This window comes from Chitinimonas koreensis (assembly GCF_014353015.1).
GTDB classification, from domain to species: domain Bacteria; phylum Pseudomonadota; class Gammaproteobacteria; order Burkholderiales; family Chitinimonadaceae; genus Chitinimonas; species Chitinimonas koreensis.
In genome coordinates, this window is sequence record NZ_CP060704.1 from 5,297,512 (window position 1) to 5,320,167 (window position 22,656).

Below are 22,656 nucleotides of genomic sequence, written 5' to 3' on the forward strand. Positions count from 1 at the left end.
GCCGATCGATTCAAACCATGACAGGCCGCTGCTCCATGGAGCAAGGGCCGGGGACGGCGCGCGCCTGCTGCCGCCCCGATGCCTGGCGGCGGGTATTCGAAGGAAGGAAGGGACGGAATGCGCAATACCCCGGCCCATGTTCGCAAGGCATTCGATCGGCGACGGCGAGACGGCCCGGCGCCGAGGCGGCACCAGCAGCAAAAAGCCGGCGTTCCGCAGATTCGACGCGGACTCGCAGGTTTTCCCAGGCAGCGGAATCAATCGACAGGAATGGAGCAAGAGATGGCAAACGAAAGCTTCGACGTCAATCAGCTCGAATATCTCAAGCAAATGATCGGTACCTGGAAAGGGCGCGGTTTCAGCCAGATCCAGCTACCCGAAGACGGCAAGACCCAGGCCAGCCGCGACAGGCTGAATGCGCAAAACGCATACCTGAAATCGACTACGCCGGCACATCGGAGCAAGTTCAACACCACGCAGGAAACGCTGACCTTTTCGGCGGTCGATCACCCGTTCTCCCGGATCGGGAGCGGCGACGAGCAATCGCCGCTGTTCGCGCTGCGCTACCTGCAGGACATCGTCGATCCGGACCCGCGGCTGAACGACCCGCTGTTCAAGGATCACCTGCACCACGAACCCGGCTATTGGCTCTATGCCCGGGCGCCGGTTCGATCCGGCTGCCCGCCGATCTGGACGGCCGGACGCCCAACAAGACCAAACCCGGCTTTTCCATGCGCAACGGCCACGTCGTCCGCCAGGCGATGATTCCGCACGGCAATGCCCTGGTCGCGATCGGCAATATCGCGGGTTTCACCGGCGCACCGGATTTTTCCGCGCTTTCGACCCAGCCGAGCGATCCGAACAACGGAGCCAACGTACCGGTCAGCGGAGATCAACTGAAGCTGCTGGACCGGTATGCGGTGGAAGTGCTCGAGACCAATTCCTTCCCCGCCGAAATGACCACGGCCGAAAAGATCGAATTGGCCGGCAACCCGGCAAAACTGCTCGAGCACGACCTGGCCCGGCTCAAGCTCGGCGGGGACACCGTCGTCAGCACGCTGCAGATCCACATGGTGGCCGCGAGCACCGGCATTTCGAACATTCCTCATCTGCAGAGAAATGCCAACGTGCAGGCCAACCGGGGCACGGCCCGTTTCAGCGCGACCTTCTTCCTGGAATCGATCCAGACGAAGGAAGGCCACCAGCGCCTGCAATTGCAGTATTCGCAAACGCTCTTCCTCGATTTCACCGGCTTTTCCTGGCCGCACCACACGGTCGGCACGCTGATCAGGCAATGAGCCGATCGCCGCGCATCCCCGCATTCATTTCAAAGGAATCAACATGGCCGAATCTCCCCTCCGCCCGGATCTCGGCGCCTTGGCCGACCTGCCCGGCGTATGGCGCGGCACCGCGCTGTCGATCGTGACCCTGCCGAGCTCGACGCCCCAGCCGCCCTTCGTCGTCAGCCTGGAGCGCAGCAAGGAAACCCTGCAGGTCGAGCGCATCCCGGATACGCCGAACAGAAGCAATGTCACGCTGATCACCACGACCGGGCGGGCGGCCAATCCCGACCTCGACATCGCCATCGGCGGGCTCAGCTACCGCAAGACCTGCGAAATCGCTTCGCTCGGCGTGGCGGGAAAAGCCGCAAGGACGAAGAGACCGGGCTCCTGCTCGGGATTCCCAAAGCGATCTCCGCCAGCGAGACCACGGCCGACCGGCCCGACGAATTCGCCGTTTCTCCCTACCTGGTTCGGCACGCGCTGATTCCGGACGGCTATGCCTTGAGCCAATGGGGCCGCGACAGCCGGACCGACAAGAAGCCCGACATCCCGAACCTCGCCTGGACGGCCAACGGGATCGCGATCACCGACGGCAGCCTGGCCGCATACCGGCACGACCTGGCGGTGCCGGTGGGCAAGCAGATCGACGACCTGGTCGACAGCGTCGATGGATTCCTGACGAATCCCAATCATTACCTGCAGCACGCGGTCGGCAAGAGCGGCCACGACCTGTCGTCAACCGTCACCGTCGACCTGGCGCTGCGGGCGGCGGCGCAAGCCGCCACCTTCGCCGCGAACGTGCAGGTCCGCAGCGCCAGGATCAGCTACTGGATCGAAACCGTGCACGGCGGACCGGACCGCATGGTGGTCGCCCGGCAGTTGCTCTACTCGCAGACCGTGACGCTGAGCATCGACGGCAAGGACTACGACCAGGTCACGGTCGGGGTCCTGCTCAAGGACGCCGAATCGGCGCCGCCGGCCAGCCAGGCCAGCCAGGCCAGCCGCAGGCGCTAGCCGAGGGCCGGCTTCCGCCGGGCGTTCACGGCCCGGCGGAGCGCATTCCATTCCGCGGACAAGGAGCAGGAAAGTGGCAAACGAGACATTCGACAAAGCCCGGCTCGGCGGCCTGGCCGAGCTGGCCGGCAGTTGGGCGGGAGAGGGCTTCAGCCAGATCCAGCTGCCGGAGAATCCCAACGTCGACCAGGCCAGCCGGGATCGATTCGAGGCACAGCGCGCCTTCCTCGGGAAAAAGGGCCTGCAGCCGCCGACCCGCCACCGCAGCAAATTCAATGCGACGGACGAGACCCTGGCCTTTGCCATGGTCGAGCATCCGATCGCCTGGCTCGGCGAGGGCAGCGACGCCCCTTCGCTGTTCGGCCTGCGCTACCTGCAGAACATCCGCGACCCCGGGCTGGACGAAACCATCCACCACGAGCCCGGCTATTGGCTCTACGCCAGCGGCGCAGCGCCGTTCGCCTTTCCCGACCATCGGCTCGAAGCGCCCAACCGGGGCCGGTCGGACCGGCTGGGCTTCCAGTTCCTGCCCGGCCACGTCGTCCGCCAGGCCATGATCCCGCACGGCAACGGCGTGCTGGCCAGCGGCACGCTGGCCGCCTTCAAGGGCGCGCCCGAATTTCCCAGGCTGTCGACCATCGGCCTGGCGGCGCCGGGCGTCGGCGTGCCCGGCGCGCAGACGATGAGCGTCGAGCAGATGGAAGCGCTGAACGAGCAGGCGCTGACGCTGGCGACCAATACCTTTCCCGCCGGCATGGACGACACGGACACGCTGGCCATGCTGGCCGATCCGAACCTGTTCCTGGCCCGCGCGCAGCAGACGCTCGCAGCCAGGCGGCACCAGGTCCAGCACACGCTGCAGCTGCACGTCGTGGCCACGCCGAGCGGCATGTCGAACATCCCCTACCTGATGCGCAACGCCGTCGTGCCGAGCAAGGCGCAACCCTTCTCCGCCACCTTCTGGCTGCAGCAGGTGGTCGACGAGCACGGCAAGCCCTACGCCCTGCTGCAGTACTCGCAAACCATCTTCCTGCAGTTCGCCGGCTTCAACTGGCCGCACCACGTGGTCGCCACGCTGACCCGCAACGCCGCCTGACCGCGCAACAGACGAGGAAACCCGCCATGTCCGACACCTTCCCCACGCCGACCCTGGGCGCGCTCGCCGATCTGCCCGGCGCCTGGCAGGGCAGCGGCCTGATCGTCGCCACCCGGCCCGATCCCGCGAAGGCGCATCCTTTCCTGGTCACCATCCGCCAGGTCGACGAGAAGCTCGATATCGAACGGATCCCGGACACGCCCAACCGCAGCAACCGCAACCTGGTCGCCAGCGGCCCCAGCGATCCGGTCAGCCGGGACACCGACATCCTGTTCGGCGGCCTGCGCTACCGGCGCCTGATCGAATCGCGCGAGCCGGGCCTGCCTGCCCGGCGCACCGACGAGGAAAGCGGCCTGCTGCTCAATATCCCGCAGGCGGTCGAAACGCTGCCCGAGGGCGAGACCTGCGAGGGCTATACCGTCTGCTCCTACCTGGTACGCCACGCGCTGATGCCCAACGGCTACAACCTGACGCAGTGGGGCCGCGAGAGCCGCTACCAGCGCAAGCCCGACATCCCCGATCTCGCCTGGTCGGTCCAGGGCCGTTCGATCGCCGATGCCGACCTGGCCGCCTACCGTACCGAGCTGGCGGCGACCTTCGGCAAGGAGATCGACGGCTTCGAGGCGCTGCTGCGCAATCCGCACCGGCTGCTCCAGCAGCGGGTCGACAAACCGGGCGGGATCGCCGTGCCCGCCACCGTGGCGCTGAACCTGTCGGCCGACAGCTCGGCCGACGGCGATCCAACCGTCGCCCGGGATTCGCGCCAGATCGCCACCCTGCCCAACCAGGCGATCACCGTCGTCAAGGCGACCACGGCCTACTGGCTCGAGACCGCGCAGCAGGGCACGGCCGACACGCTCTTGTACTACTCGCACCAGACCTGGTTCCGCATCGGCGGCGTCGACTACCCGCAGATCACGGTCGGCGTACTGAGCAAGCCGGCGTCGCGTGTCACGCGGCGGCTGCACTAGCAGGCCGGTGAGAAACTCCGCCAGCCGATCACCAGGGGGAAAACCAGCCAAACCGGGCAGAGCCGCTCGAAAGAAAGACGCTCCGGACGCCAATTTCGTCACCGCGCCGGAAATCATCGACTACGAAAAGCACTACAGAAGCTTGAGGGCGGACGAGCAGAACAAGGCAGGCCAGGAGCGACGGGGCATATTCTTCGCGCAATCCCTCGCGTTCTGGAACAAGGCCCATGCCCCCGTGGCGCCGCTCAGGCGCCGGGAGAACAAGAAACGGAAATGGGCCGATCCAGCACGGCCGGGGCGGCGGCGCGGATGCATCCGGCATCCGCGCCGAGCCGGGATCGCGTGGCGGGCCGTCGCGGTGCCGGGGCAATGCACGGCATCCGACTCGTTCGCGGCACCGCGGACGCTACCCGGCCACCATCCCGCTGCCCTCCGCCAGCGCCGGCGACACGCCGGCCAGCCAGTCCTCCAGCTGGTCGGCCGGCATCGGCCGCGCAAAGTGATATCCCTGCGCCACCTCGCAGCCCTCCTCGCGCAGGAAGGCCAGTTGCTCGGCCGTCTCCACCCCTTCGGCCACCACTGTCAGGCTCAGGCTCTGGCCGATGCGCACCACCGCGCTGGCCAGCGCCCGATCCTGCGGATCGTCGCCGAGCGCGCGCACGAAGCTCTGATCGAGCTTGAGCTCGCGGACCGGGAAGCGGCGCAGGTAGCTGAGGCTCGAATAGCCGGTGCCGAAATCGTCGACCGCCAGCGTCACGCCGCTCGCCACCAGCCGCTGCAGCGCCTCCAGCGTGCCCTCGTCGCGCATCATCATCAGGCTCTCGGTGATCTCCAGCGTGAGGCATTCGGCCGCCACGCCGTTGCGCGCCAGCGTGTCGGCCACCATGGCCGGCACGTCGTCGTGGCGGAACTGGCGCGCCGACAGGTTGACCGCCACCCGCGGCACCGCCAGCCCGGCCGCCTGCCACTGCGCCAGCTGCCGGCAGGCCTGGTCGAGCACCCAGCGGCCGATCGCGTCGATCAGCCCGCTCTCCTCGGCCACCGGGATGAACTGGGCCGGCGACACCATGCCCCACTCGGGATGGCGCCAGCGTACCAGCGCCTCCAGCCCGTACAGCCGGCCGTCCGGGATGCCGGTCTGCGGCTGGTAGTGCAGCAGCAGTTGGCCCAGCGCCAGCGCGTCGCGCAGCGCGGCCTCGATCTCGAGCCGGCGCGCGGCGCCCTCGTTCATGTCGCGGCGGTAGAAGCAGTAGGTGTCGCGGCCCTTCTCCTTGGCCCGGTACATGGCGGCGTCGGCGTGGCGCAGCAGGGTGTCGTAGTCGCCGGCGTCGGCCGGGTAGAGCGCAATGCCGACGCTGGCCGAGGCCGTCAGCGTCAGCCCGTCGAACGCCATCTTCTCGGCCACCGCGCCGATCAGCTTCTCGGCCACCGCGGCCGCGCCGGCCATGTCGCAGTCGGGCAGCAGCAGCACGAACTCGTCACCGCCGAGCCGGCAGACCGTGTCCGACTCGCGCACCGTGTCCTCGAGCCGGCGCGCCACCGTGCGCAGCATGCGGTCGCCCACCGCGTGGCCGAGCGAGTCGTTGACCGTCTTGAATCGGTCCAGGTCGATGAACAGCAGCGCCAGCGAGCCGTCGTCGCGCTGCGCGCGCGCCAGCGCCAGCTCGACCCGGTCGGCCAGCAGCGCGCGGTTGGGCAGGCCGGTGAGGCCGTCGAAGAAGGCCAGGGTATGGACCCGCTGTTCCGATTCGAGCCGCTCGATGGCGATGCCGATCAGCCGCGTGCAGGCTTCGACCAGGCGCAGGTCGAAGGCATCCGGCCTGCCCTCCTCGCCGTAGTACAGCGCGAAGGTGCCGAGCACCCGGCCGTCGCCGGCGCGGATCGGGCTGGCCCAGCAGGCGCGCAGGCCGGCCGCGCGCGCCAGGTCGCGGTAGCCGTCCCACAGCGGGTCGGTCTCGATGCTGCCGACCTCGACCGCGCGGTTGTAATAGGCCGCGGTGCCGCAGCTGCCGGCCGCGGGGCCGATCTGCAGGCCGTCGATCGCGGCCATGAAGCCGCCCGGCAGGCTCGGCGCGGCGCCGTGGCGCAGGCGGTCGCCCTCCAGCAGCAGGATCGAGCAGCGCACCGCCGGCGACAGCGCCTCGACCTCGCGCGCGCAGCGGTCCATCACCTGGCCCAGCGACTGGCCGGCCGCCATGCTCTCCAGTACGCGGTGCTGCAGGTTCAGGAGGCCCTCGGCGCGCGCCTGGTCGACGATGTCGCGGCCATAGGCGACGATGAATTCCTCGGTCTCGAACGCAAGGTGGCTGGCGTAGACCTCGATCGGCACGCGACCGCCGGCGGCGGTGCGCATCACCGCCCGCCAGCTGCCGCTGCCGCTGGTCTTGACCTCGTTCCAGCGCCGCTGCCAGGCGGCGAGGTCGAGACCGATCTCGAAATCCCACAGCGGCCGGCCGGTCAGCGCGTTGTGCGGCAGCCCCAGGATGCTGCCGGCGTAGAGGTTGGCCTCGCGCACCGTACCGTCGGCGGTGAGCCAGACCACCGCCAGGTGGGCGCGCTCGACCGTGTGGCGGGTCAGCCGCAACAGGCGCTCGGCCTCGGTCTGGCGGCCGATGTCGTGGATGATCGAGTACAGCAGCGTGCGGCCGCCGACCGAGATCGGATTCGAATGCACCTCGACGTCGCGCAGCTCGCCGTTCTTGAGCCGGTGGCGGAACAGGAAATGGCTGCGCTCCTCGCGCCGCGCGCGCGCCATCTCCTCGGCCACTTCGGCCGGCGTCAGGGTATTGATCTGGTCGATGCGCAGGCCGGCCAGCTCGGTCGCCTCGTAGCCGTAGAACGCGCGCGCGGCGGCGTTGCTGGCGACGATGGCGCCGCTGGCGGGATCGATCATCAGCTTCACCGCGCGGCTGTGCTCGAACACCTCGCGGTAGGCGCGCTCGCTCTCGCTGAGCGACTGCTCGGCGGCGCGGCGCCAGCCGATGTCGCTGACGAAGGCGAAGCAGCCGCCGTAGCTGCCGTCCGGCGCGAGCAGCGGGGCGGCCGACAGCTCGGCATGCAGGATGCCGCCGTCGAGCCGGCGGAACACGAATTCGTGGGTCTCGCGCACGCCGCTGCGGCGCCGCGCGACGTTGCGCTGAGCGATCTCGCGCTCGGCCTCGTCCATGAAGTCCCACAGCGGCCGGCCCAGCATCTGCGCCGGTTCGCCGCCGAGCATGGCGGCCATGCGCGCATTGAGGTAGCAGGTACGGCTGTCGGCGTCGATCACCCAGACGCCTTCTTCCGCCTCTTCGACGAGCTGCCGGAAGAAGGCCTGGTCCTGGATCGGATCGAACGGAACGGTCATCGGGACGCGGGGTGGAAGGGACTTTCTGTTTATAGGCGTTGCGGCGCCGCTTGCCGAGGCGCCGCCGGCGGCTTGCCGCAACAGTCGCGGGCTCGCGGCGCGGTCCGGAGGGCGCCGCGCCGACGCGGGATTCGCACCGCTCCCGTGGGCCTGCTAGAGTGCGGCGGCCGGCCGGCGGCGGAAATCCGCCCGGCCGGCGTCATCCGAATCCCGCGTCAACCGCCCCCGCGTTGACTGAACCGGCATGCGCACATGAGCCTCTCGCTCAAGAACATCCGCTACTTCATCGCCGTGGCCGAGGCCGAATCGATCACCGGCGCGACCCAGTCGCTCAACATCTCGCAATCGGTCATCACCGAGGCGATCAAGTCGCTCGAGGCCGAGCTCGGCGCCACGCTGTTCCAGCGCCACGCGCGCGGCATGGTGCTGACCCACGCCGGCCACCAGTTCCTGCGCCACGCCCACCAGATCCTGGCCGCGGTGCGCAACGCCCAGCAGGCGCTGTCGGCGCGGCCGGACACCATGGTCGGCCGGCTCAACGTCGGCGTCACGCCGATGATGACCGGCTACTTCCTGCCCTACCTGCTCGACCGCTACCGCCGCGTGTTCCCCAAGGTCGAGATCCAGCTGATCGAGGACCGCCGCGACTACCTCGAGCACCTGCTGGTCAACGGCGAGCTCGACGTCGCGCTGCTGGTGGTCTCCAACATCGAGAACCGCCAGGCGCTCGAGGCCGAGACGCTGATGGAGGTGCCGTGGCGGGTCTGGCTGCCGGCCAACCATCCGCTGCGCGAGCTCGGCAGCCTCGCGCTGACCGAGATCGCCGACGAGGCGCTGATCATGCTCAAGATCGACGAACTCGAGGAAAGCACCCACGCCTGGTGGCGCGCGGCCGGCCTCAAGCCGCGCACCACGCTGCGCACCGAGTCGGTCGAGGCGGTGCGCTCGCTGGTGGCGACCGGCGCCGGCCTCGCCATCCTGCCCGACCTGCTGTACCGGCCGTGGTCGCTCGACGGCGACCGGCTCGAGGTGCGCAACATCCTCGAGGAAATGCCGCGGCTGGCGATCGGCGTGGCCTGGCGGCGCGGCTCGCGCAGCTCGGAGGCGACGCAGAACTTCCTCATCGTGGCGCGCGAACACAGCCGCACGCACGGGCGCAGCTAGGCATCCAACGCCGCCGCGGCCGTCTCGGCGGCGTCCCGCCTTTATACCCACGCCTTGTCTACCGCAATTCCGGCCATGCCCGATCTGCATAAGGTGTCGTTACCACCGGATTAACCTCGAGCTAACCTCGGGCTACTGGTGGCCGCCACCGCCCCGCGGCTAGATTGGCCTGGCCGGCGGGGAAACGCTGCCCCGCTCCGGCGATACGCATCGCTGCAAGACCAACAGACGACGTCATGCCGAGACCTGCCGGGTCGGTCCAGACGCGCAGATGCAGCGGCGCACTCACCCAACTTATAGAGGCAAGGAGAATCGAAATGGCACAAGTGAACGTTCTGCTGGTGGTCGACGTCGAGGGCGCGCTGTCGAGCGGCGACCTGCAGAGCAACATCTACCTGGTCGACAGCAACAAGTACGTCGGCAGCGGCGGCGAGGGCAGCAGCGAACTGACCACCCAGCTGTACAACACCGACACCATCGTCTGGAGCGTCGCCCCGGTGCAGCCGGGCGCCGAAGTCGCGATCGCCGGTTTCTTCGGCGATGCGATCAACGACCACGTGATCTCGCCGACCCAGGCCACCGATGCCGACGGCAACGGCTACTGGCAAAGCCGCATCGGCCTGGTGACCGGCCGCTACCAGTACTCGGCGACGCTGCAGTTCGAAAGCAAGCAGCTGTCGTTCGACCCCTTCCTCAGCATCCTGCAGAAGTAAGCGCCCGGCCGCCGCGCGGCGAGACGGGGCCGGCCCGAACGGCCAGGCCCCGCCGGCACGGCGGCCCCATCGTTCGAGAGGAAGGAGGATTCCGATGGCCCATGTCTACGTCCTGCTGGCCGTCGACGTGCAGGCGGCGCTGCTGAACGGCATCGCCGGCAACGTTCAGCTGGTCGACAGCCGCAAGCACACCGGCGACGCGGTCACCGCGCTGCATCCCGGCGACAGCATCGCCTGGCGGATCGCCCCGCTGCAGCCGGGCAAGACGGTCGCGATCGAGGGCTTCGCCGGGGCGGCGGTCGCCGACCAGGTGATCGCACCCGAGCGGACCGAGGGCAAGCCCTACTGGCACAGCCGGGTCGGCCAGGAGAGCGGCAGCCATCCGTACACGGTGGCGCTGCAGCTCGAGGGCAAGCCGTTCAGCTTCGACGCCACGCTGCAGGTCAAACACAAGCATTGAACGCAGGCAGGCCTGCGATGACGCCCGACCGGACCCGTTCCGGTCGGGCTTTTCACATTGCGGGGACGGAAGGCGGCCGGCTCAGCCGGCCAGCCGCTGCACGAACAGGCCGACCACGATCACCACCACCACGGCCATCGCCGCACGCCACAGCCAGCTGCGGGCGGTGCGCCAGCGCGGTTCGCCGGTGCGCTTCTCCTGCCACAGGCAGAAGCCCCAGCCGACCACGAACAGCACGAAGAGGATGCGCAGGAAGGCAAACATGGCGTTAGGGTGTGTCCACAGTAATTTGATGGCCGCGCCGGGCCGAGTTTGGGGCAAGAGCAGGCACGGCGAGCGCAGCTTAACGGGTCGAGTCGGTGAGCCGTAACGACGTATTGCCCCCCAAATCGGCCCAGCCCTTCGGGTCCGCCCGGCGAACGCGGTCGTCAAATGACGGTGGGCACACGCTAGATGCTGGCCTGGACGTAGCGATGGAAAGCGGACGGCGCCTGCTCGGCCTTGTCGAAGGTCGCGTATTCCCAGGCGGTGGGATCGGCCAGCAGGTTGCGCAGCAGCTTGTTGTTCATGGCATGGCCCGACTTGAAGCCTTCGAAGGCGGCGATCAGCGGGTGGCCGAGGATATAGAGGTCGCCGATCGCGTCGAGCACCTTGTGGCGCACGAATTCGTCGTCGAAGCGCAGGCCTTCCTGGTTCAGCACCTTGTACTCGTCGAGCACGATGGCGTTTTCCATGCTGCCGCCGCGGCCGAGGTCGTTGGTGCGCATGTACTCGACCTCGTGCATGAAGCCGAAGGTGCGCGCGCGCGCCACTTCCTTGATGTAGGAGGTTTCGGCGAAATCGAGTTCGGCGGTCTGCGCCGATTTCTGGAAGGCCGGGTGCTTGAATTCGATGGTGAGGCGGACCTTGTAGCCTTCGTGGGGCAACAGGCGCACCCACTTGTCGCCCTCGACCGCCTCGACCGGCTTGAGCACGCGCACGTAGCGCTTCCTGGCCGGCTTCTGCTCCTTCACGCCGGCCTGCTGGATCAGGTAGAGGAAGGGCGCGGCGCTGCCGTCCATGATCGGCATCTCCTGCGCGGTCACGTCGACCAGCACGTTGTCGATGCCGAGGCCGGCGAAGGCCGACATCAGGTGCTCGATGGTGCCGATGCGGACCTCGTCGCGGACCAAGGTGGACGACAGCCGGGTGTCGTTGACCAGGTCCGGGCCGACCTTGAAGGACGGCTGGCCGGGCAGGTCGACGCGGCGGAACACGATGCCGCTGTCGGGCGCCGCCGGCGACAGGGTCAGCTCGACCTTGTCGCCCGAGTGCAGGCCGACGCCGACGGCGCGGATCGTGGAGTTGAGGGTACGTTGGTAGATCATGGGCAGGCTCGATCCAGGAAAAGCCCGAACGCGGGCCGCGCCCTCTCTCCCCGTGGAGAGAGAGCCGGGGCGAGAGCGCGGCGCTGCGTCGGGGCGTGGTCAGACCCCGATTTTGCCATATGACAAAATCGGTCCTGATTGAACCTCGCTATCGAGGAGATACTGCGTGAAACGTGAAATGTGACTCGCCGCTACGCGGCTTCAGTGAAACGTGGGGTTCAGCGCGGCAAAGCCGCGCCACCTTTCACGTTTCACTTTTCACGTTTCACCTGCATCTCACTCAATCCGCCTGCTTGCGCAGGAACGCCGGAATGTCCATGTCGCCGCCGGCGAACACGTTGCCGCGCGGCGATTCGACCGCCGCGCCGGTACGGCCGGCGCCGCGGCCGTTGCGGAACACCGCCGGCTGGTCGTACTGCTCGTAGTCCATCGCGATCGGACCGTCGTCGGTGCCGGTGCGCTGCACCACGTGCAGGTTCGGCGTCTTCTTGGCTTCGCGGCCGGCGCCGAGGCCGGTGGCCACCAGCGTCACGCGGATGCTGTCGCCCATGTTCTCGTCGAAGGCGGTGCCGAAGATGATGCGCGCGTCCTCGGCCGTGTAGGCCTTCACCGTGTCCATCACCTCGTGCACTTCCTTCATCTTCAGGCTGTAGTCGGCGGTGATGTTGACCAGCACGCCGCGGGCGCCGTTGAGGCTGATGTCTTCCAGCAGCGGGCTGGCGACGGCCGCCTCGGCCGCGATGCGGGCACGGTCGACGCCTTCGGCGTGGGCCGAACCCATCATGGCCATGCCCATCTCGGTCATCACCGCGCGCACGTCGGCGAAGTCGACGTTCACCAGGCCCGGCACGTTGATGATCTCGGCGATGCCGGCCACCGCGCCCTTGAGCACGTCGTCGGCCGCCTTGAAGGCGTCCTTGAACGAGATGTCGTCGCCCAGCACCTGCATCAGCCGCTCGTTCGGGATGATGATCAGCGAGTCGACGTACTTCTGCAGTTCCTCGATGCCGTTCTGCGCCGCCTTCTGCCGCTTGCCTTCGAAGGCGAACGGACGGGTGACCACGCCGACGGTGAGGATGCCCATCTCGCGCGCGACCTGCGCCACCACCGGTGCCGCGCCGGTGCCGGTGCCGCCGCCCATGCCGGCGGTGATGAAGATCATGTCGGCGCCGCTGAGCAGCTCGGCGATGCGTTCACGGTCTTCCTCGGCCGCGGCGCGGCCGATATCGGGGTTGGCGCCGGCGCCCAGGCCCTTGGTCAGCGTGCCGCCCAATTGCATGATGTGCTCGGCGCGGTTGCGCTTGAGCGCCTGCGCGTCGGTGTTCGCGCAGATGAATTCGACGCCGGTGACGCCCGCGTCGATCATGTGGTCGACGGCGTTGCCGCCGCAACCGCCGATGCCGACCACCTTGATCCTGGCGACCGGCACCACGTCCTGTGCTGCTTCGAGAAACGAAATAGGCATGGTTCTCTCCTTGTGCCCGAACTAATCAAAAATCAAAAGCCATTCAAAACGGCCGGCCGATTGGCGCGACCGCAAACCACTCAGAAATTGCCCTGGAACCAGGTCTTCATCTTGTCGAGCAGGCCGCCGATACCGGCCCCTGCATCGACTTGAATCCATTGCGCTGCGCCTGCTGCTTGCCCAGCAGCAACAGGCCGACGGCGGTCGAGAAGCGCGGGTTCTTCACCACTTCGCTCAGGCCGCCGACGTACTGCGGCACGCCCAGGCGCACCGGCAGGTGGAACACTTCCTCGCCGAGCTCGACCATGCCCTGCATCTGGGCCGAGCCGCCGGTGATGACGATGCCGCTCGAGAGCCGCTCCTCGAAGCCCGAGCGGCGCAGCTCGGCCTGCACCAGGCTGTAGAGCTCCTCGACGCGCGGCTCGATCACCTCGGCCAGCGTCTGCCGGCTCAGCTGGCGCGGACCGCGCTCGCCGACGCCGGGCACTTCGAGCAGCTGCTGCGGATCGGCCAGCTGGCGCAGCGCCACGCCGTGGGCGCGCTTGATGTCCTCGGCCTCCTTGGTCGGGGTGCGCAGCGCCATGGCGATGTCGTTGGTGATCTGGTCGCCGGCGATCGGGATCACCGCGGTATGGCGGATGGCGCCGTCGCAGAACACCGCGATGTCGGTGGTGCCGCCGCCGATGTCGATCAGGCAGACGCCGAGCTCCTTCTCGTCCTCGCTCAGCACGCTCATGGCGCTGGCCAGGGGCTGCAGGATCAGGTCGCTCATCTCCAGGCCGCAGCGGCGCACGCACTTGGTGATGTTCTGCGCCGCGCTGATCGCGCCGGTGACGATGTGGACCTTGACCTCGAGCCGCACGCCGCTCATGCCCAGCGGCTCCTTCACGTCTTCCTGGCCGTCGATGATGAATTCCTGGGTCAGGATGTGCAGGATCTGGTGTTCGGTCGGGATGTTGACCGCGCGCGCGGTCTCGATCACCCGGTCGACGTCGGCCTGGGTGACCTCCTTGTCCTTGATCGCCACCATGCCGTGCGAGTTGAAGCTGCGGATATGGCTGCCGGCGATGCCGGTCAGCACCTCGCGGATCTTGCAGTCGGCCATCAGCTCGGCCTCTTCGAGCGCGCGCTGGATCGCGCCGACGGTGGACTCGATGTTGACCACCACGCCCTTCTTGAGGCCCTTGGACGGCGCCTGGCCCAGGCCGACGATCTCGAGCCGGCCGTCCGGCAGGATCTCGGCCACCAGGGCGACGATCTTGGACGTGCCGATGTCGAGGCCGACCAGCAGGTTCTTGGTTGTGTTCGGTTTGTTCACCGTGATTCTCCAGACGCTCTTGCGTATCCATTGCGCCCGCCGCCGAAACCGGGCCGCGGGCCGAAATCCGTTCGCCGCCGAGGGCGATCCATCTTCATGTTCATGCCGCCCCCGCCGGCTTGGCCGGCTTGGGCGGCGGCGTGTAGCCGGGCAGCCGTACCGCGAAGCCGTTGGGGTAGCGCAGGTCGACGTAGGTGATCGGCCGGTTGATCACCGCCAGCGTGCGCGGGTAGACGTCGACGAACTTGGCCAGCCGCATCTCCGGGTTGTCGCGGCCGACCTCGACCACCAGCCCGCCGTCGAGCTCGAGCCGCCAGGCGCGCCGCGCCGACAGCCACAGGTGGACCGGGCGGCGATTCACCGCCTGCAGCTGGTCGCGGAAGGCGACGTAGCCGCGCGCCATCTCGGCCTCGCTGCCCTCCGGGCCTTCGAGCACCGGCAAGGCGTCGTTGCTGGCGGCGTCGAAGCGTTCGCCCTGGGTGTTGAGCAGGCCGACCGTGCCCCAGCGCGCCAGCGCGACGTGTTCCTCGATGTTCACCTCGAGCCGGTCGGGCCAGCGCCGCCGCAGGTTGACCTGCCGCACCCACGGCAGCTTCTCGAAGGCGACGCGGGTCTTCTCCAGGTCGAGCGTGAAGAAGGTGCCCTTCAGTTCGTTCTTGACCACGTACTGCAGCTGCTCGCGCGTGATATGGGCCAGGCTGCCCTCGACCTTGATCTGCCGTACCGGGAACAGCGGCGAGTGCACCACCACCAGCAGCGCGGCGTAGAGGAAGAGCAGGACGGCCAGGCCAATCAGCAGATTGGCGAGCCAGTTGAGGAGCTGGGGCTTATCCCACATGGCGGCCTCCCGGCTCCGGGAAGGGGAAGGGAGAAGGGGGAAGGGTGCGTCGCTGCGCGACGCCGCCGTCCTCTGCCTATCGTTCCCTTGCATTGCGTAACCCTTCACTGACCTATCCTCGATTCGTTGACCGCCGACCTGCTTACCCTTCCCTCTTCACCCTTCCCCCTTCACAACGTCGTATCGAGTATCCGCAGCACCACATCCTCATAACTCATCCCCGCCGCCCGCGCGCCCATCGGGACCAGGCTGTGGCTGGTCATGCCGGGGCGGTGTTGGCTTCGAGCAGGTAGGGCTCGCCGGCCTCGTCCATCAGGAAGTCGATCCGGCCCCAGCCGCGGCCGCCGATGGCCCAGAAGGCCTTCTCGATCAGCGGCTCGATGCGCGCCGCCTGCTCGGGGCTCAGGCAGGGGCAGCGGTAGACCGTGTCGTCGCGGAAGTACTTGGCCTGGTAGTCGTAGAACTCGGTGGCCGGCTCGATCTTGATCGCCGGCAGCACCACATAGCCCGCCACCGCGTCACCCAGGATCGGCACGCTGTATTCGCCACCGCCGACGAACTTCTCGGCCAGCACTACGCGGTCGTACCTGCGCGCTTCCTCGTAGGCGGCGCGCAGCTCGCTCACCGCCTTCACCTTGGTGACGCCGATGCTCGAACCCTCGATGTTCGGTTTGACGAACAGCGGCAGGCCGAGCCGGGCCGCCACCGCGTCGAGGTCGCTGGCATCGTCGAGCAGTTCGAAGTCGGGCACCGGCAGGCCCAGGCCGCGCCAGATCAGCTTGCTGCGCAGCTTGTCCATGCCGATGGCCGAGGCCATCACGCCGCAGCCGGTATAGGGCAGGCCCATGGTCTCGAGCACGCCCTGCAGCGTGCCGTCCTCGCCGAACGGGCCGTGCAGGATCAGGAAGGCGCGGTCGAAGCCCTCGTCGCGCAGCGCCTGGATCGGCTTGTCGCGCGGGTCGAACGCATGCGCGTCGATGCCGCGCTCGAGCAGAGCCTCGAGCACGCCGCCGCCGCTCATCAGCGACACCTCGCGCTCGGCGCTGGTGCCGCCCATCACGACGGCGACCTTTCCATAGCGCTGCGCGCTGCCGGGAAGGGGAAGGGGGAAGGGGTGGGCTGAGCCATTTCAAACTTCCGTGCGTTCGATCAGGTCGTTCATTGCGTACAAGGTCGGGGCTGCGCGAACGCTCACCCTTCCCTCTTCCCCCTTCCCTCTTCCCCGGCAATCAATTTCGCCGGCACTGCACCGATCGACCCCGCCCCCATCGTCACGATCACGTCGCCGTCGCGCGCATGGGCCAGGATCGCGGCCGGCAGCTCGGCGATGTCCTCGACGAACAGCGGCTCGAGCTTGCCCTGCACCCGGACCGCGCGCGTCAGCGCCCGGCCGTCGGCCGCCACGATCGGGGCCTCGCCGGCGGCGTAGACCTCGGTCAGCACCAGCGCGTCGACGCTCGACAGCACGCGGGCGAAATCCTCGAAGCAGTCGCGCGTGCGGGTATAGCGATGCGGCTGGAAGGCCAGCAGCAGCCGCTTCTCCGGATAGGCGCCGCGCACGGCGGCCAGCGTGGCCGCCATCTCGACCGGGTGGTGGCCGTAGTCGTCGATCACCAGCGCATGGCCGCCGTCGGGTAGCGCGGCCTCGCCGTAGCGCTGGAAGCGCCGGCCGACGCCGCCGAATTCGCCGAGCGCCTGGGCGATCGCCGCCTCGTCGGCGCCGACCTCGAGCGCCACTGCGATGGTCGCCAGCGCGTTCAGCACGTTGTGGTGGCCGGCGGCGTTCAGTTCGATCGGCAGGCGGTGCTCGGTGCCGTTGCGCCACACCGCGTCGAAGCGCATGCGGCCGCCCGGCAGCGCCTCGATGTGCTCGGCGCGCAAGTTGGCGTCCGGGTGGACGCCGTAGGTGGTCACCGGCTTGGAGACCATCGGCAGGATGGCGCGCACGTTCGGGTCGTCGAGGCACAGCACGGCACGGCCGTAGAACGGCAGCCGGCTGAGGAAATCGAGGAAGGCCTGCTTGAGCCGGACGAAATCGTGGCCGTAGGTGTCCATGTGGTCGGCGTCGATATTGGTGACCACCGCCAGCACCGGCTGCAGGAACAGGAAGGAGGCGTCCGATTCGTCGGCCTCGACCACGATGAAGTCGCCGCGGCCGAGCTTGGCGCCGGTGCCGGCCGCGGTCAGCTTGCCGCCGATCACGTAGGTCGGGTCGAGCCCGGCCTGGCCGAGCACCGAGGCGATCAGGCTGGTGGTGGTGGTCTTGCCGTGGGTGCCGGCCACCGCGATGCCCTGGCGGAAGCGCAGCAGCTCGGCCAGCATCATCGCGCGCGGGATCACCGGCACGCCGCGCGCGCGCGCGGCCAGCACCTCGGGGTTGTCGGCCCGCACCGCGGTGGAGGTCACCACCACGTCGGCATCCATCTGGTGGGCCGCGTCGTGGCCCAGGCAGATGCGCGCGCCGGCGGCGGCGAGGCTGGCGGTGACCGGCGATTCGCCGAGGTCCGAGCCGCTGATCTCGAAGCCGAGGTCGAGCAGCACGCCGGCGATGGCGCTCATGCCGGCGCCGCCGATGCCGACGAAGTGGATGCGTTTGACCTTGTGTTTCATCGTGCCAATTCCTCGATCAGCCGGGCCACGTCCTGCGTGGCCTCGGGCTTGGCCACGCCGCGGGCGGCCTGCGCCATGCGGCACAGCGCGCCGCGGTCCAGCCCGGCCAGCAGGGTGGCCAGCGCGTCGGGCGTCAGTCGTTTCTGTTCCAGCAGCAGCGCGCCGCCGGCTTCCACCAGGAAGCGGGCGTTGTGCAGCTGCTGCTGGTCCTTGTGATGCGGATAGGGCACCAGCACGCTGGCCGCCCCGGCGGCGGCCAGCTCGGCCACCGTGATCGCGCCGCTGCGGCAGATCACCAGGTCGGCCGCGCCGTAGGCGGCCGCCATGTCGTCGATGAAGGCGCGGCAGTCGGCCGCTACGCCGAGCTCGGCGTAGCGCGCGCGCAGCGCCTCGATCTGCTTGGCGCCGGCCTGGTGCGTCACCTGCGGCCGGTTCGCCTCCGGCAGCCGCGCCAGCGCCTGCGGCACCGCGTCGTTGAGCGCCTGCGCGCCGAGGCTGCCGCCGACCACCAGGATGCGCAGCGGGCCGCCGCGGCCGGCGAAGCGCTCGGCCGGGGCGGGCAGCGCGGCGATCTCGGCGCGGACCGGGTTGCCGGTCCAGGTCACCTCGCGGCCGAAGTCGGCGCCGAAGGAGCCGGGGAAGCCCGACATCACGCGGCCGGCGCGGCGCGCCAGGAAGCGGTTGGCGAGGCCGGCCACCGCGTCGGCGGTATGGATCGCCAGCGGGATGCGCAGCAGCGAGGCCAGCATCGCGCCGGGGAAGGAGACGTAGCCGCCGAGGCCCAGCACCACGTCGGGCCTCCTGGCGCGCAGCACGCGCCAGGCCTGCCACAGCGCGCGGCCGATGGTGACCGGCGCCAGCAGCAGCTGGAGCTTGCCGCGGCCGCGCACGCTGCGGAAATCGATGCCGGCGAAGTCGACGCCGTGCCTGGGCACCAGCTCGGCCTCCATGCCGGCGCGGGTGCCGAGCCAGAACACCCGGTCGCCGCGTGCCGCCAGCGCGCGCGCGATGGCGAGGCCGGGGAAGATGTGGCCGCCGGTGCCGCCGGTGGTGATCATCACCGTGAGAGGGGTAAGGCGTGAGGCGTGAGGGGTGCGCGTGTCGGCCGCAGCTGGGGCGCCACCGGCCGTGCCCGCGTCGACGGGCTGGGGCTGGTTCAACGTGATCGCGTCGGGACGGTTCATACCGTGTACCCCCGCATCAGCTGTCGATTCTCCCAGTCGATGCGCAGCAGCACCGCCAGCGCGACCAGGTTGGCCAGGATGCCGGAGCCGCCGAACGACAAGAGCGGCAGCGTCAGGCCCTTGGTCGGCAGCACGCCCATGTTCACGCCGATGTTGATCACCGACTGCACGCCGAGCCAGATGCCGATGCCCTGCGCCACCAGCGCCGAGTAGTAGCGTTCGAGCTTGGCCGCCTGGATGCCGACCGCGAAGGCGCGGAACACCAGCCAGGCGAACAGCGTCACCACCACGCTGATGCCGACGAAGCCGAATTCCTCGGCGATGATGGCCATCAGGAAGTCGGTGTGCGCCTCGGGCAGGTAGCTGAGCTTCTCGACCGAGCCGCCGAGGCCGACGCCGGCCCATTCGCCGCGGCCGAAGGCGATCAGCGAGTGGCTGAGCTGGTAGCCCTTGCCGTACGGGTCCTTCCACGGGTCCATGAAGCCGATCACGCGCGCCATGCGGTAGGGCGAGATCAGGATGAAGCCGACCAGGCCGATCGCCAGCATCACCGCCAGGCCGGCGAACAGCCGCCATTCGAAGCCGCCGAGGAACAGGATGCCCATCGCGATCGCGGTGACCACCGCCAGCGCGCCGAAGTCGGGCTCGGCCAGCAGCAGCGCGCCGGTCACCAGCATCACCACGAACATCGGGAAGAAGCCCTTGACCAGGCTGTGCATGTAGGCGGCCTTGCGCACCGTGTAATCGGCCGCGTACAGCACCACGAAGAACTTGGCGAGCTCGGACGGCTGCAGGTTGACCACGAACAGGCTGAGCCAGCGGCGCGAGCCGTTCACCTCGCGGCCGATGCCGGGGATCAGCACCAGGATCAACAGGCCCGCGCCGAGCAGGAACAGGTAGGGCGAGTACTGCTGCCACACCCGCGTCGGCACCTGGAAGGCGACGAAGGCCGCGCCGAAGCCGATGGCGAGGAACACGCCGTGGCGCAGCAGGAAGTAGCTCGAACGGAAACCGGTGTCCTTGTCGACCTCGGCCGCGGCGATCGAGGCCGAATAGACCATGACCAGGCCGATCGCGAGCAGCAGCAGCACCGACCAGACCAGCGACTGGTCGTAGCCGTGCATCACCGGGCGGCGCTTGAGGGCCTGGTAGAACATCTTCATGCGCGGGCGCTCCCGCCGCGGACGCGGATCATCGGAGCGCTCACGCCTGCAACCCCTTCACCGCCGCCACGAACACCTCGGCGCGGTGCGCATAGTTGCGGAACATGTCGAGGCTGGCGCACGCCGGCGACATCAGCACCGCGTCGCCCGGCTGCGCCTCGGCGGCGGCCAGGCGGACCGCCTCCTCCATCGAGCCGGCGTTCACCAGCTTCACGCCGCCGGCGGCCAGCGCCGCGCCCACGGCCGGCGCGTCGCGGCCGATCAGGACGGCGGCGCGCACGCGGCCGCCGCAGGCGGCGGCCAGCGGCGAGAAATCCTGGCCCTTGCCGTCGCCGCCGGCGATCAGCACCACCGGCTGGGTCATGCCCTTGAGCGCCGCCTCGGTGGCGCCGACGTTGGTGCCCTTGGAATCGTCGTAGTAGCGCACGCCGCCGATCTCGGCGACGAACTCGACCCGGTGCGGCAGGCCCTTGAAGGCCTTGAGCGCCGCCACCAGCGGCAGCGTCGGCAGGCCGATCGCACGCGTCAGCGCCAGCGCGGCCAGCGCGTTGGCGGCGTTGTGCAGGCCGGCCAGCGGCAGCTCGGCCGCCAGCATCAGGGCGAAGTCGCCGCACAGCAGCTCGTGGTCGCCGCCGACCGGCCTCAGGCCGTACTCGGTCGGCGTGCGCGGCGCGTCGGTGCCGAACCAGTAGACCTGGCGGCCCGGCCGCACCATGCCGCGGCAGTAGCCGTCCTCGCGGTTCAGCACCATGGCGCCGAGCCCTTCGAAGATGCGCGCCTTGGCCATCGCGTAGTGCAGCATCGAGTCGTAGCGGTCGAGGTGATCCTCGCTGACGTTGAGCACGGTGGCCGCGTCGGGCGCCAGGCTGTAGGTGGTCTCGAGCTGGAAGCTCGACAGCTCGAGCACCCAGACGTCGGGCCGCGGCCGCGTGCCGGCCTCGATCTCGGCCAGCGCGTCGAGCACCGGCAGGCCGATGTTCCCGGCCACCACGGTGGCCAGGCCGGCCGCCTCGCACATCGCGCCGACCATGCTTGTGACGGTGGACTTGCCGTTGGAGCCGGTGATGGCGATGACCTTGGACTTGGCGCCGTGAAAGGCGCGCGCGCGCGCCAGCAGCTCGACGTCGCCGATCGCCTCGACGCCGCGCGCGACGGCGGCCGCGACATGCGGATCGGCCAGCGCCACGCCGGGGCTGACCACCAGGCATTCGGCGCCGGCGAAGCTGGCGTCGTCGAACGGGCCGAGCCGTACCGGCACATCGGGCAGCGCGGCGCGCAGCTCGTCGAGGCCGGGCGGCGAGGCGCGGCTGTCGACGACGCTGACGCGGGCGCCGTGCGCCGCCAGCCAGCGGGCGGCCGACAGGCCGGTGGCGCCGAGGCCGACGACGGTGATGGGTTTGTCCTGGCAGTTCATTGCTTGGTCCCCGTTAGGCGTGAGGGGTGAGGCGTGAGGGGTGCGCGCATCGCAATGGCGAAAGCGGACCGGTCATGGCCCGCGTTTCCGCATCGGTTCATTTCGATCACATCAGTCGTGGTCATCGCACACCTCATCCCTTACACCTCGCTCCTCACACGCATTACCGCAGCTTCAGCGTGGCTAATCCGGCCAGCACCAGCAGCATCGTGATGATCCAGAACCGCACCACCACCTGCGTTTCCTTCCAGCCCTTGAGCTCGTAGTGGTGATGCAGGGGCGCCATGCGGAACACCCGCTTGCCGGTCAGCTTGAAGCTGGCGACCTGGATCATCACGCTCAGCGCCTCGACCACGAACACGCCGCCCATGATGAACAGCACGATCTCCTGGCGGACGATCACCGCCACCGTGCCGAGCGCGGCGCCGAGCGCCAGCGCGCCGACGTCGCCCATGAACACTTCGGCCGGGTAGGCGTTGAACCACAGGAAGCCGAGGCCGGCGCCGGCCATCGCGGCGCAGAACACGGCCAGCTCGCCGGCGCCCGGGATGTGCGGCAGCAAGAGGTAGGCGGCGAACTTCGCGTTGCCGGCCACGTAGGCGAAGATCGCCAGCGCGCTGGCCACCATCACCGTCGGCAGGATGGCCAGGCCGTCGAGGCCGTCGGTCAGGTTGACCGCGTTGGAGGTGCCGACGATCACGAAGTAGGTCAGCACCATGAAGCCGACCGCGCCGAACGGGTAGGCGACGTGCTTGAAGAAGGGCACGATGAATTCGGTGTTGGCCGGCAGCGTGGCGGTATTGGCCAGCACGTAGCCGGTGATCAGCGCGATGATCGACTGCCAGAACATCTTCTGCTTGCTGGACAGGCCCTTCGGATTCTTCAGCGCGACCTTCTTGTAGTCGTCGACGAAACCGATCACGCCGGTGCCCATGGTCACCAGCAGCACCACCCAGACGAAGCGGTTGCCGAGGTCGGCCCACAGCAGCGTGGTCAGCCCGATCGCCAGGAGGATCAGCGTGCCGCCCATGGTCGGCGTGCCGGCCTTGACCAGGTGGGTCTGCGGACCGTCGTCACGCACCGCCTGGCCGACCTTGAGCTCGGTCAGCTTGCGGATCACCCACGGCCCGAGCAGGAAGCTGATGAACAGCGCGGTCATGGTGGCCAGCACCGCGCGCAGCGTGATGTAGCCGAAGACGTTGAATGCGCGGACGTTCTCGCCGAGCAGATTGGCCAGCCAGAGCAGCATG

The 22,656-nt window shown here is 68.9% G+C and carries 19 protein-coding genes and 2 pseudogenes; 9 read left to right on the forward strand and 12 right to left on the reverse strand.

What is annotated here, in order from left to right:
* The first annotated feature begins 117 nt into the window (after positions 1-117).
* The 6 genes from H9L41_RS22550 (at position 118) to H9L41_RS22575 (ending at position 4,364) form a co-directional block, all read left to right on the forward strand.
* On the forward strand, positions 118-765 hold the full coding sequence (locus H9L41_RS22550) for a hypothetical protein (protein WP_187523603.1): 648 nt from the start codon (positions 118-120) through the stop codon (positions 763-765).
* Positions 732-1,298, forward strand: coding sequence for a hypothetical protein (locus tag H9L41_RS22555; protein ID WP_187523604.1), 567 nt, complete (start codon positions 732-734; stop codon positions 1,296-1,298). Before H9L41_RS22550 ends, H9L41_RS22555 begins: the two co-directional genes overlap by 34 nt.
* Positions 1,299-1,341: 43 nt before the next feature.
* On the forward strand, positions 1,342-1,767 hold the full coding sequence (locus tag H9L41_RS22560; protein ID WP_187523605.1) for a hypothetical protein: 426 nt from the start codon (positions 1,342-1,344) through the stop codon (positions 1,765-1,767).
* Positions 1,768-1,784: 17 nt separating this feature from the next.
* Positions 1,785-2,297: a hypothetical protein gene (locus H9L41_RS22565; protein WP_187523606.1), complete on the forward strand. Its 513-nt coding sequence runs from the start codon at positions 1,785-1,787 to the stop codon at positions 2,295-2,297.
* Between the two features lie 73 nt (positions 2,298-2,370).
* Positions 2,371-3,393: a heme-binding protein gene (locus H9L41_RS22570; RefSeq protein WP_028447543.1), complete on the forward strand. Its 1,023-nt coding sequence runs from the start codon at positions 2,371-2,373 to the stop codon at positions 3,391-3,393.
* Positions 3,394-3,419: 26 nt separating this feature from the next.
* On the forward strand, positions 3,420-4,364 hold the full coding sequence (locus tag H9L41_RS22575) for a hypothetical protein (protein ID WP_028447542.1): 945 nt from the start codon (positions 3,420-3,422) through the stop codon (positions 4,362-4,364).
* Between the two features lie 406 nt (positions 4,365-4,770).
* Here H9L41_RS22575 and H9L41_RS22580 read toward each other — a convergent pair whose 3' ends face one another.
* Positions 4,771-7,710, reverse strand: a complete 2,940-nt coding sequence (locus H9L41_RS22580) for a sensor domain-containing protein (protein ID WP_084300532.1) — start codon at positions 7,708-7,710, stop codon at positions 4,771-4,773.
* A 252-nt stretch (positions 7,711-7,962) separates the two neighbouring features.
* On the opposite strand from H9L41_RS22580, the gene H9L41_RS22585 reads away from it, so the two are divergent.
* The 3 genes from H9L41_RS22585 to H9L41_RS22595 all read left to right on the forward strand — a co-directional run bounded on the left by H9L41_RS22585 (position 7,963) and on the right by H9L41_RS22595 (position 10,047).
* Positions 7,963-8,874 carry a LysR family transcriptional regulator gene (locus tag H9L41_RS22585; protein ID WP_028447541.1) on the forward strand — a complete coding sequence of 304 codons (912 nt, stop codon included), beginning with the start codon at positions 7,963-7,965 and terminating at the stop codon, positions 8,872-8,874.
* Positions 8,875-9,191: 317 nt separating this feature from the next.
* Positions 9,192-9,587, forward strand: a complete 396-nt coding sequence (makC, locus tag H9L41_RS22590) for an alpha-pore-forming tripartite toxin MakABE regulator (RefSeq protein WP_028447540.1) — start codon at positions 9,192-9,194, stop codon at positions 9,585-9,587.
* Between the two features lie 94 nt (positions 9,588-9,681).
* Positions 9,682-10,047 carry a DUF8788 domain-containing protein gene (locus H9L41_RS22595; RefSeq protein WP_028447539.1) on the forward strand — a complete coding sequence of 122 codons (366 nt, stop codon included), beginning with the start codon at positions 9,682-9,684 and terminating at the stop codon, positions 10,045-10,047.
* Between the two features lie 81 nt (positions 10,048-10,128).
* Here the strand turns inward: H9L41_RS22595 and H9L41_RS22600 are convergent, their stop codons facing one another.
* The 11 genes and pseudogenes from H9L41_RS22600 to mraY all read right to left on the reverse strand — a co-directional run bounded on the left by H9L41_RS22600 (position 10,129) and on the right by mraY (position 22,655).
* Positions 10,129-10,311: a hypothetical protein gene (locus tag H9L41_RS22600; protein ID WP_028447538.1), complete on the reverse strand. Its 183-nt coding sequence runs from the start codon at positions 10,309-10,311 to the stop codon at positions 10,129-10,131.
* Between the two features lie 185 nt (positions 10,312-10,496).
* Positions 10,497-11,414, reverse strand: coding sequence for a UDP-3-O-acyl-N-acetylglucosamine deacetylase (lpxC, locus tag H9L41_RS22605; RefSeq protein ID WP_028447537.1), 918 nt, complete (start codon positions 11,412-11,414; stop codon positions 10,497-10,499).
* A 280-nt stretch (positions 11,415-11,694) separates the two neighbouring features.
* Positions 11,695-12,879 (reverse strand): cell division protein FtsZ, encoded by a 1,185-nt coding sequence (gene ftsZ / locus H9L41_RS22610; protein WP_051319303.1) that lies wholly within the window; start codon positions 12,877-12,879, stop codon positions 11,695-11,697.
* An 80-nt stretch (positions 12,880-12,959) separates the two neighbouring features.
* Positions 12,960-14,197: pseudogene (ftsA, locus tag H9L41_RS22615) on the reverse strand (cell division protein FtsA).
* Between the two features lie 100 nt (positions 14,198-14,297).
* Complete coding sequence (locus H9L41_RS22620) at positions 14,298-15,035, reverse strand: cell division protein FtsQ/DivIB (protein WP_028447534.1); 738 nt, start codon at positions 15,033-15,035, stop codon at positions 14,298-14,300.
* A 170-nt stretch (positions 15,036-15,205) separates the two neighbouring features.
* Positions 15,206-16,092: pseudogene (locus tag H9L41_RS22625) on the reverse strand (D-alanine--D-alanine ligase).
* 134 nt (positions 16,093-16,226) lie between these two features.
* Positions 16,227-17,645, reverse strand: coding sequence for a UDP-N-acetylmuramate--L-alanine ligase (gene murC, locus H9L41_RS22630; RefSeq protein ID WP_028447532.1), 1,419 nt, complete (start codon positions 17,643-17,645; stop codon positions 16,227-16,229).
* Positions 17,642-18,703 (reverse strand): undecaprenyldiphospho-muramoylpentapeptide beta-N-acetylglucosaminyltransferase, encoded by a 1,062-nt coding sequence (murG, locus tag H9L41_RS22635; RefSeq protein ID WP_034607757.1) that lies wholly within the window; start codon positions 18,701-18,703, stop codon positions 17,642-17,644. The genes murC and murG overlap by 4 nt, the downstream gene beginning before the upstream one ends.
* Before the next feature lie 122 nt (positions 18,704-18,825).
* Positions 18,826-19,986 carry a putative lipid II flippase FtsW gene (gene ftsW, locus H9L41_RS25315; protein ID WP_034607874.1) on the reverse strand — a complete coding sequence of 387 codons (1,161 nt, stop codon included), beginning with the start codon at positions 19,984-19,986 and terminating at the stop codon, positions 18,826-18,828.
* 46 nt (positions 19,987-20,032) lie between these two features.
* Positions 20,033-21,406, reverse strand: coding sequence for a UDP-N-acetylmuramoyl-L-alanine--D-glutamate ligase (gene murD, locus H9L41_RS22640; RefSeq protein WP_028447529.1), 1,374 nt, complete (start codon positions 21,404-21,406; stop codon positions 20,033-20,035).
* A gap of 163 nt (positions 21,407-21,569) precedes the next feature.
* Positions 21,570-22,655 (reverse strand): phospho-N-acetylmuramoyl-pentapeptide-transferase, encoded by a 1,086-nt coding sequence (gene mraY, locus H9L41_RS22645; RefSeq protein ID WP_028447528.1) that lies wholly within the window; start codon positions 22,653-22,655, stop codon positions 21,570-21,572.
* Position 22,656 lies beyond the last annotated feature (1 nt).

What these genes read in the sequence shown, in the direction of transcription:
- H9L41_RS22580 (WP_084300532.1), bottom strand. Translation starts at nt 7,710, where the DNA reads ATGACCGTTCCGTTCGATCCGATCCAGGACCAGGCCTTCTTCCGGCAG.
- H9L41_RS22550 (WP_187523603.1), top strand. Translation starts at nt 118, where the DNA reads ATGCGCAATACCCCGGCCCATGTTCGCAAGGCATTCGATCGGCGACGG.
- H9L41_RS22620 (WP_028447534.1), bottom strand. Translation starts at nt 15,035, where the DNA reads ATGTGGGATAAGCCCCAGCTCCTCAACTGGCTCGCCAATCTGCTGATT.
- ftsZ (WP_051319303.1), bottom strand. Translation starts at nt 12,879, where the DNA reads ATGCCTATTTCGTTTCTCGAAGCAGCACAGGACGTGGTGCCGGTCGCC.
- ftsW (WP_034607874.1), bottom strand. Translation starts at nt 19,986, where the DNA reads ATGTTCTACCAGGCCCTCAAGCGCCGCCCGGTGATGCACGGCTACGAC.
- murD (WP_028447529.1), bottom strand. Translation starts at nt 21,406, where the DNA reads ATGAACTGCCAGGACAAACCCATCACCGTCGTCGGCCTCGGCGCCACC.
- H9L41_RS22560 (WP_187523605.1), top strand. Translation starts at nt 1,342, where the DNA reads ATGGCCGAATCTCCCCTCCGCCCGGATCTCGGCGCCTTGGCCGACCTG.
- H9L41_RS22575 (WP_028447542.1), top strand. Translation starts at nt 3,420, where the DNA reads ATGTCCGACACCTTCCCCACGCCGACCCTGGGCGCGCTCGCCGATCTG.
- mraY (WP_028447528.1), bottom strand. Translation starts at nt 22,655, where the DNA reads ATGCTGCTCTGGCTGGCCAATCTGCTCGGCGAGAACGTCCGCGCATTC.
- H9L41_RS22600 (WP_028447538.1), bottom strand. Translation starts at nt 10,311, where the DNA reads ATGTTTGCCTTCCTGCGCATCCTCTTCGTGCTGTTCGTGGTCGGCTGG.
- makC (WP_028447540.1), top strand. Translation starts at nt 9,192, where the DNA reads ATGGCACAAGTGAACGTTCTGCTGGTGGTCGACGTCGAGGGCGCGCTG.
- H9L41_RS22555 (WP_187523604.1), top strand. Translation starts at nt 732, where the DNA reads ATGCGCAACGGCCACGTCGTCCGCCAGGCGATGATTCCGCACGGCAAT.
- murC (WP_028447532.1), bottom strand. Translation starts at nt 17,645, where the DNA reads ATGAAACACAAGGTCAAACGCATCCACTTCGTCGGCATCGGCGGCGCC.
- H9L41_RS22585 (WP_028447541.1), top strand. Translation starts at nt 7,963, where the DNA reads ATGAGCCTCTCGCTCAAGAACATCCGCTACTTCATCGCCGTGGCCGAG.
- lpxC (WP_028447537.1), bottom strand. Translation starts at nt 11,414, where the DNA reads ATGATCTACCAACGTACCCTCAACTCCACGATCCGCGCCGTCGGCGTC.
- H9L41_RS22595 (WP_028447539.1), top strand. Translation starts at nt 9,682, where the DNA reads ATGGCCCATGTCTACGTCCTGCTGGCCGTCGACGTGCAGGCGGCGCTG.
- murG (WP_034607757.1), bottom strand. Translation starts at nt 18,703, where the DNA reads ATGATCACCACCGGCGGCACCGGCGGCCACATCTTCCCCGGCCTCGCC.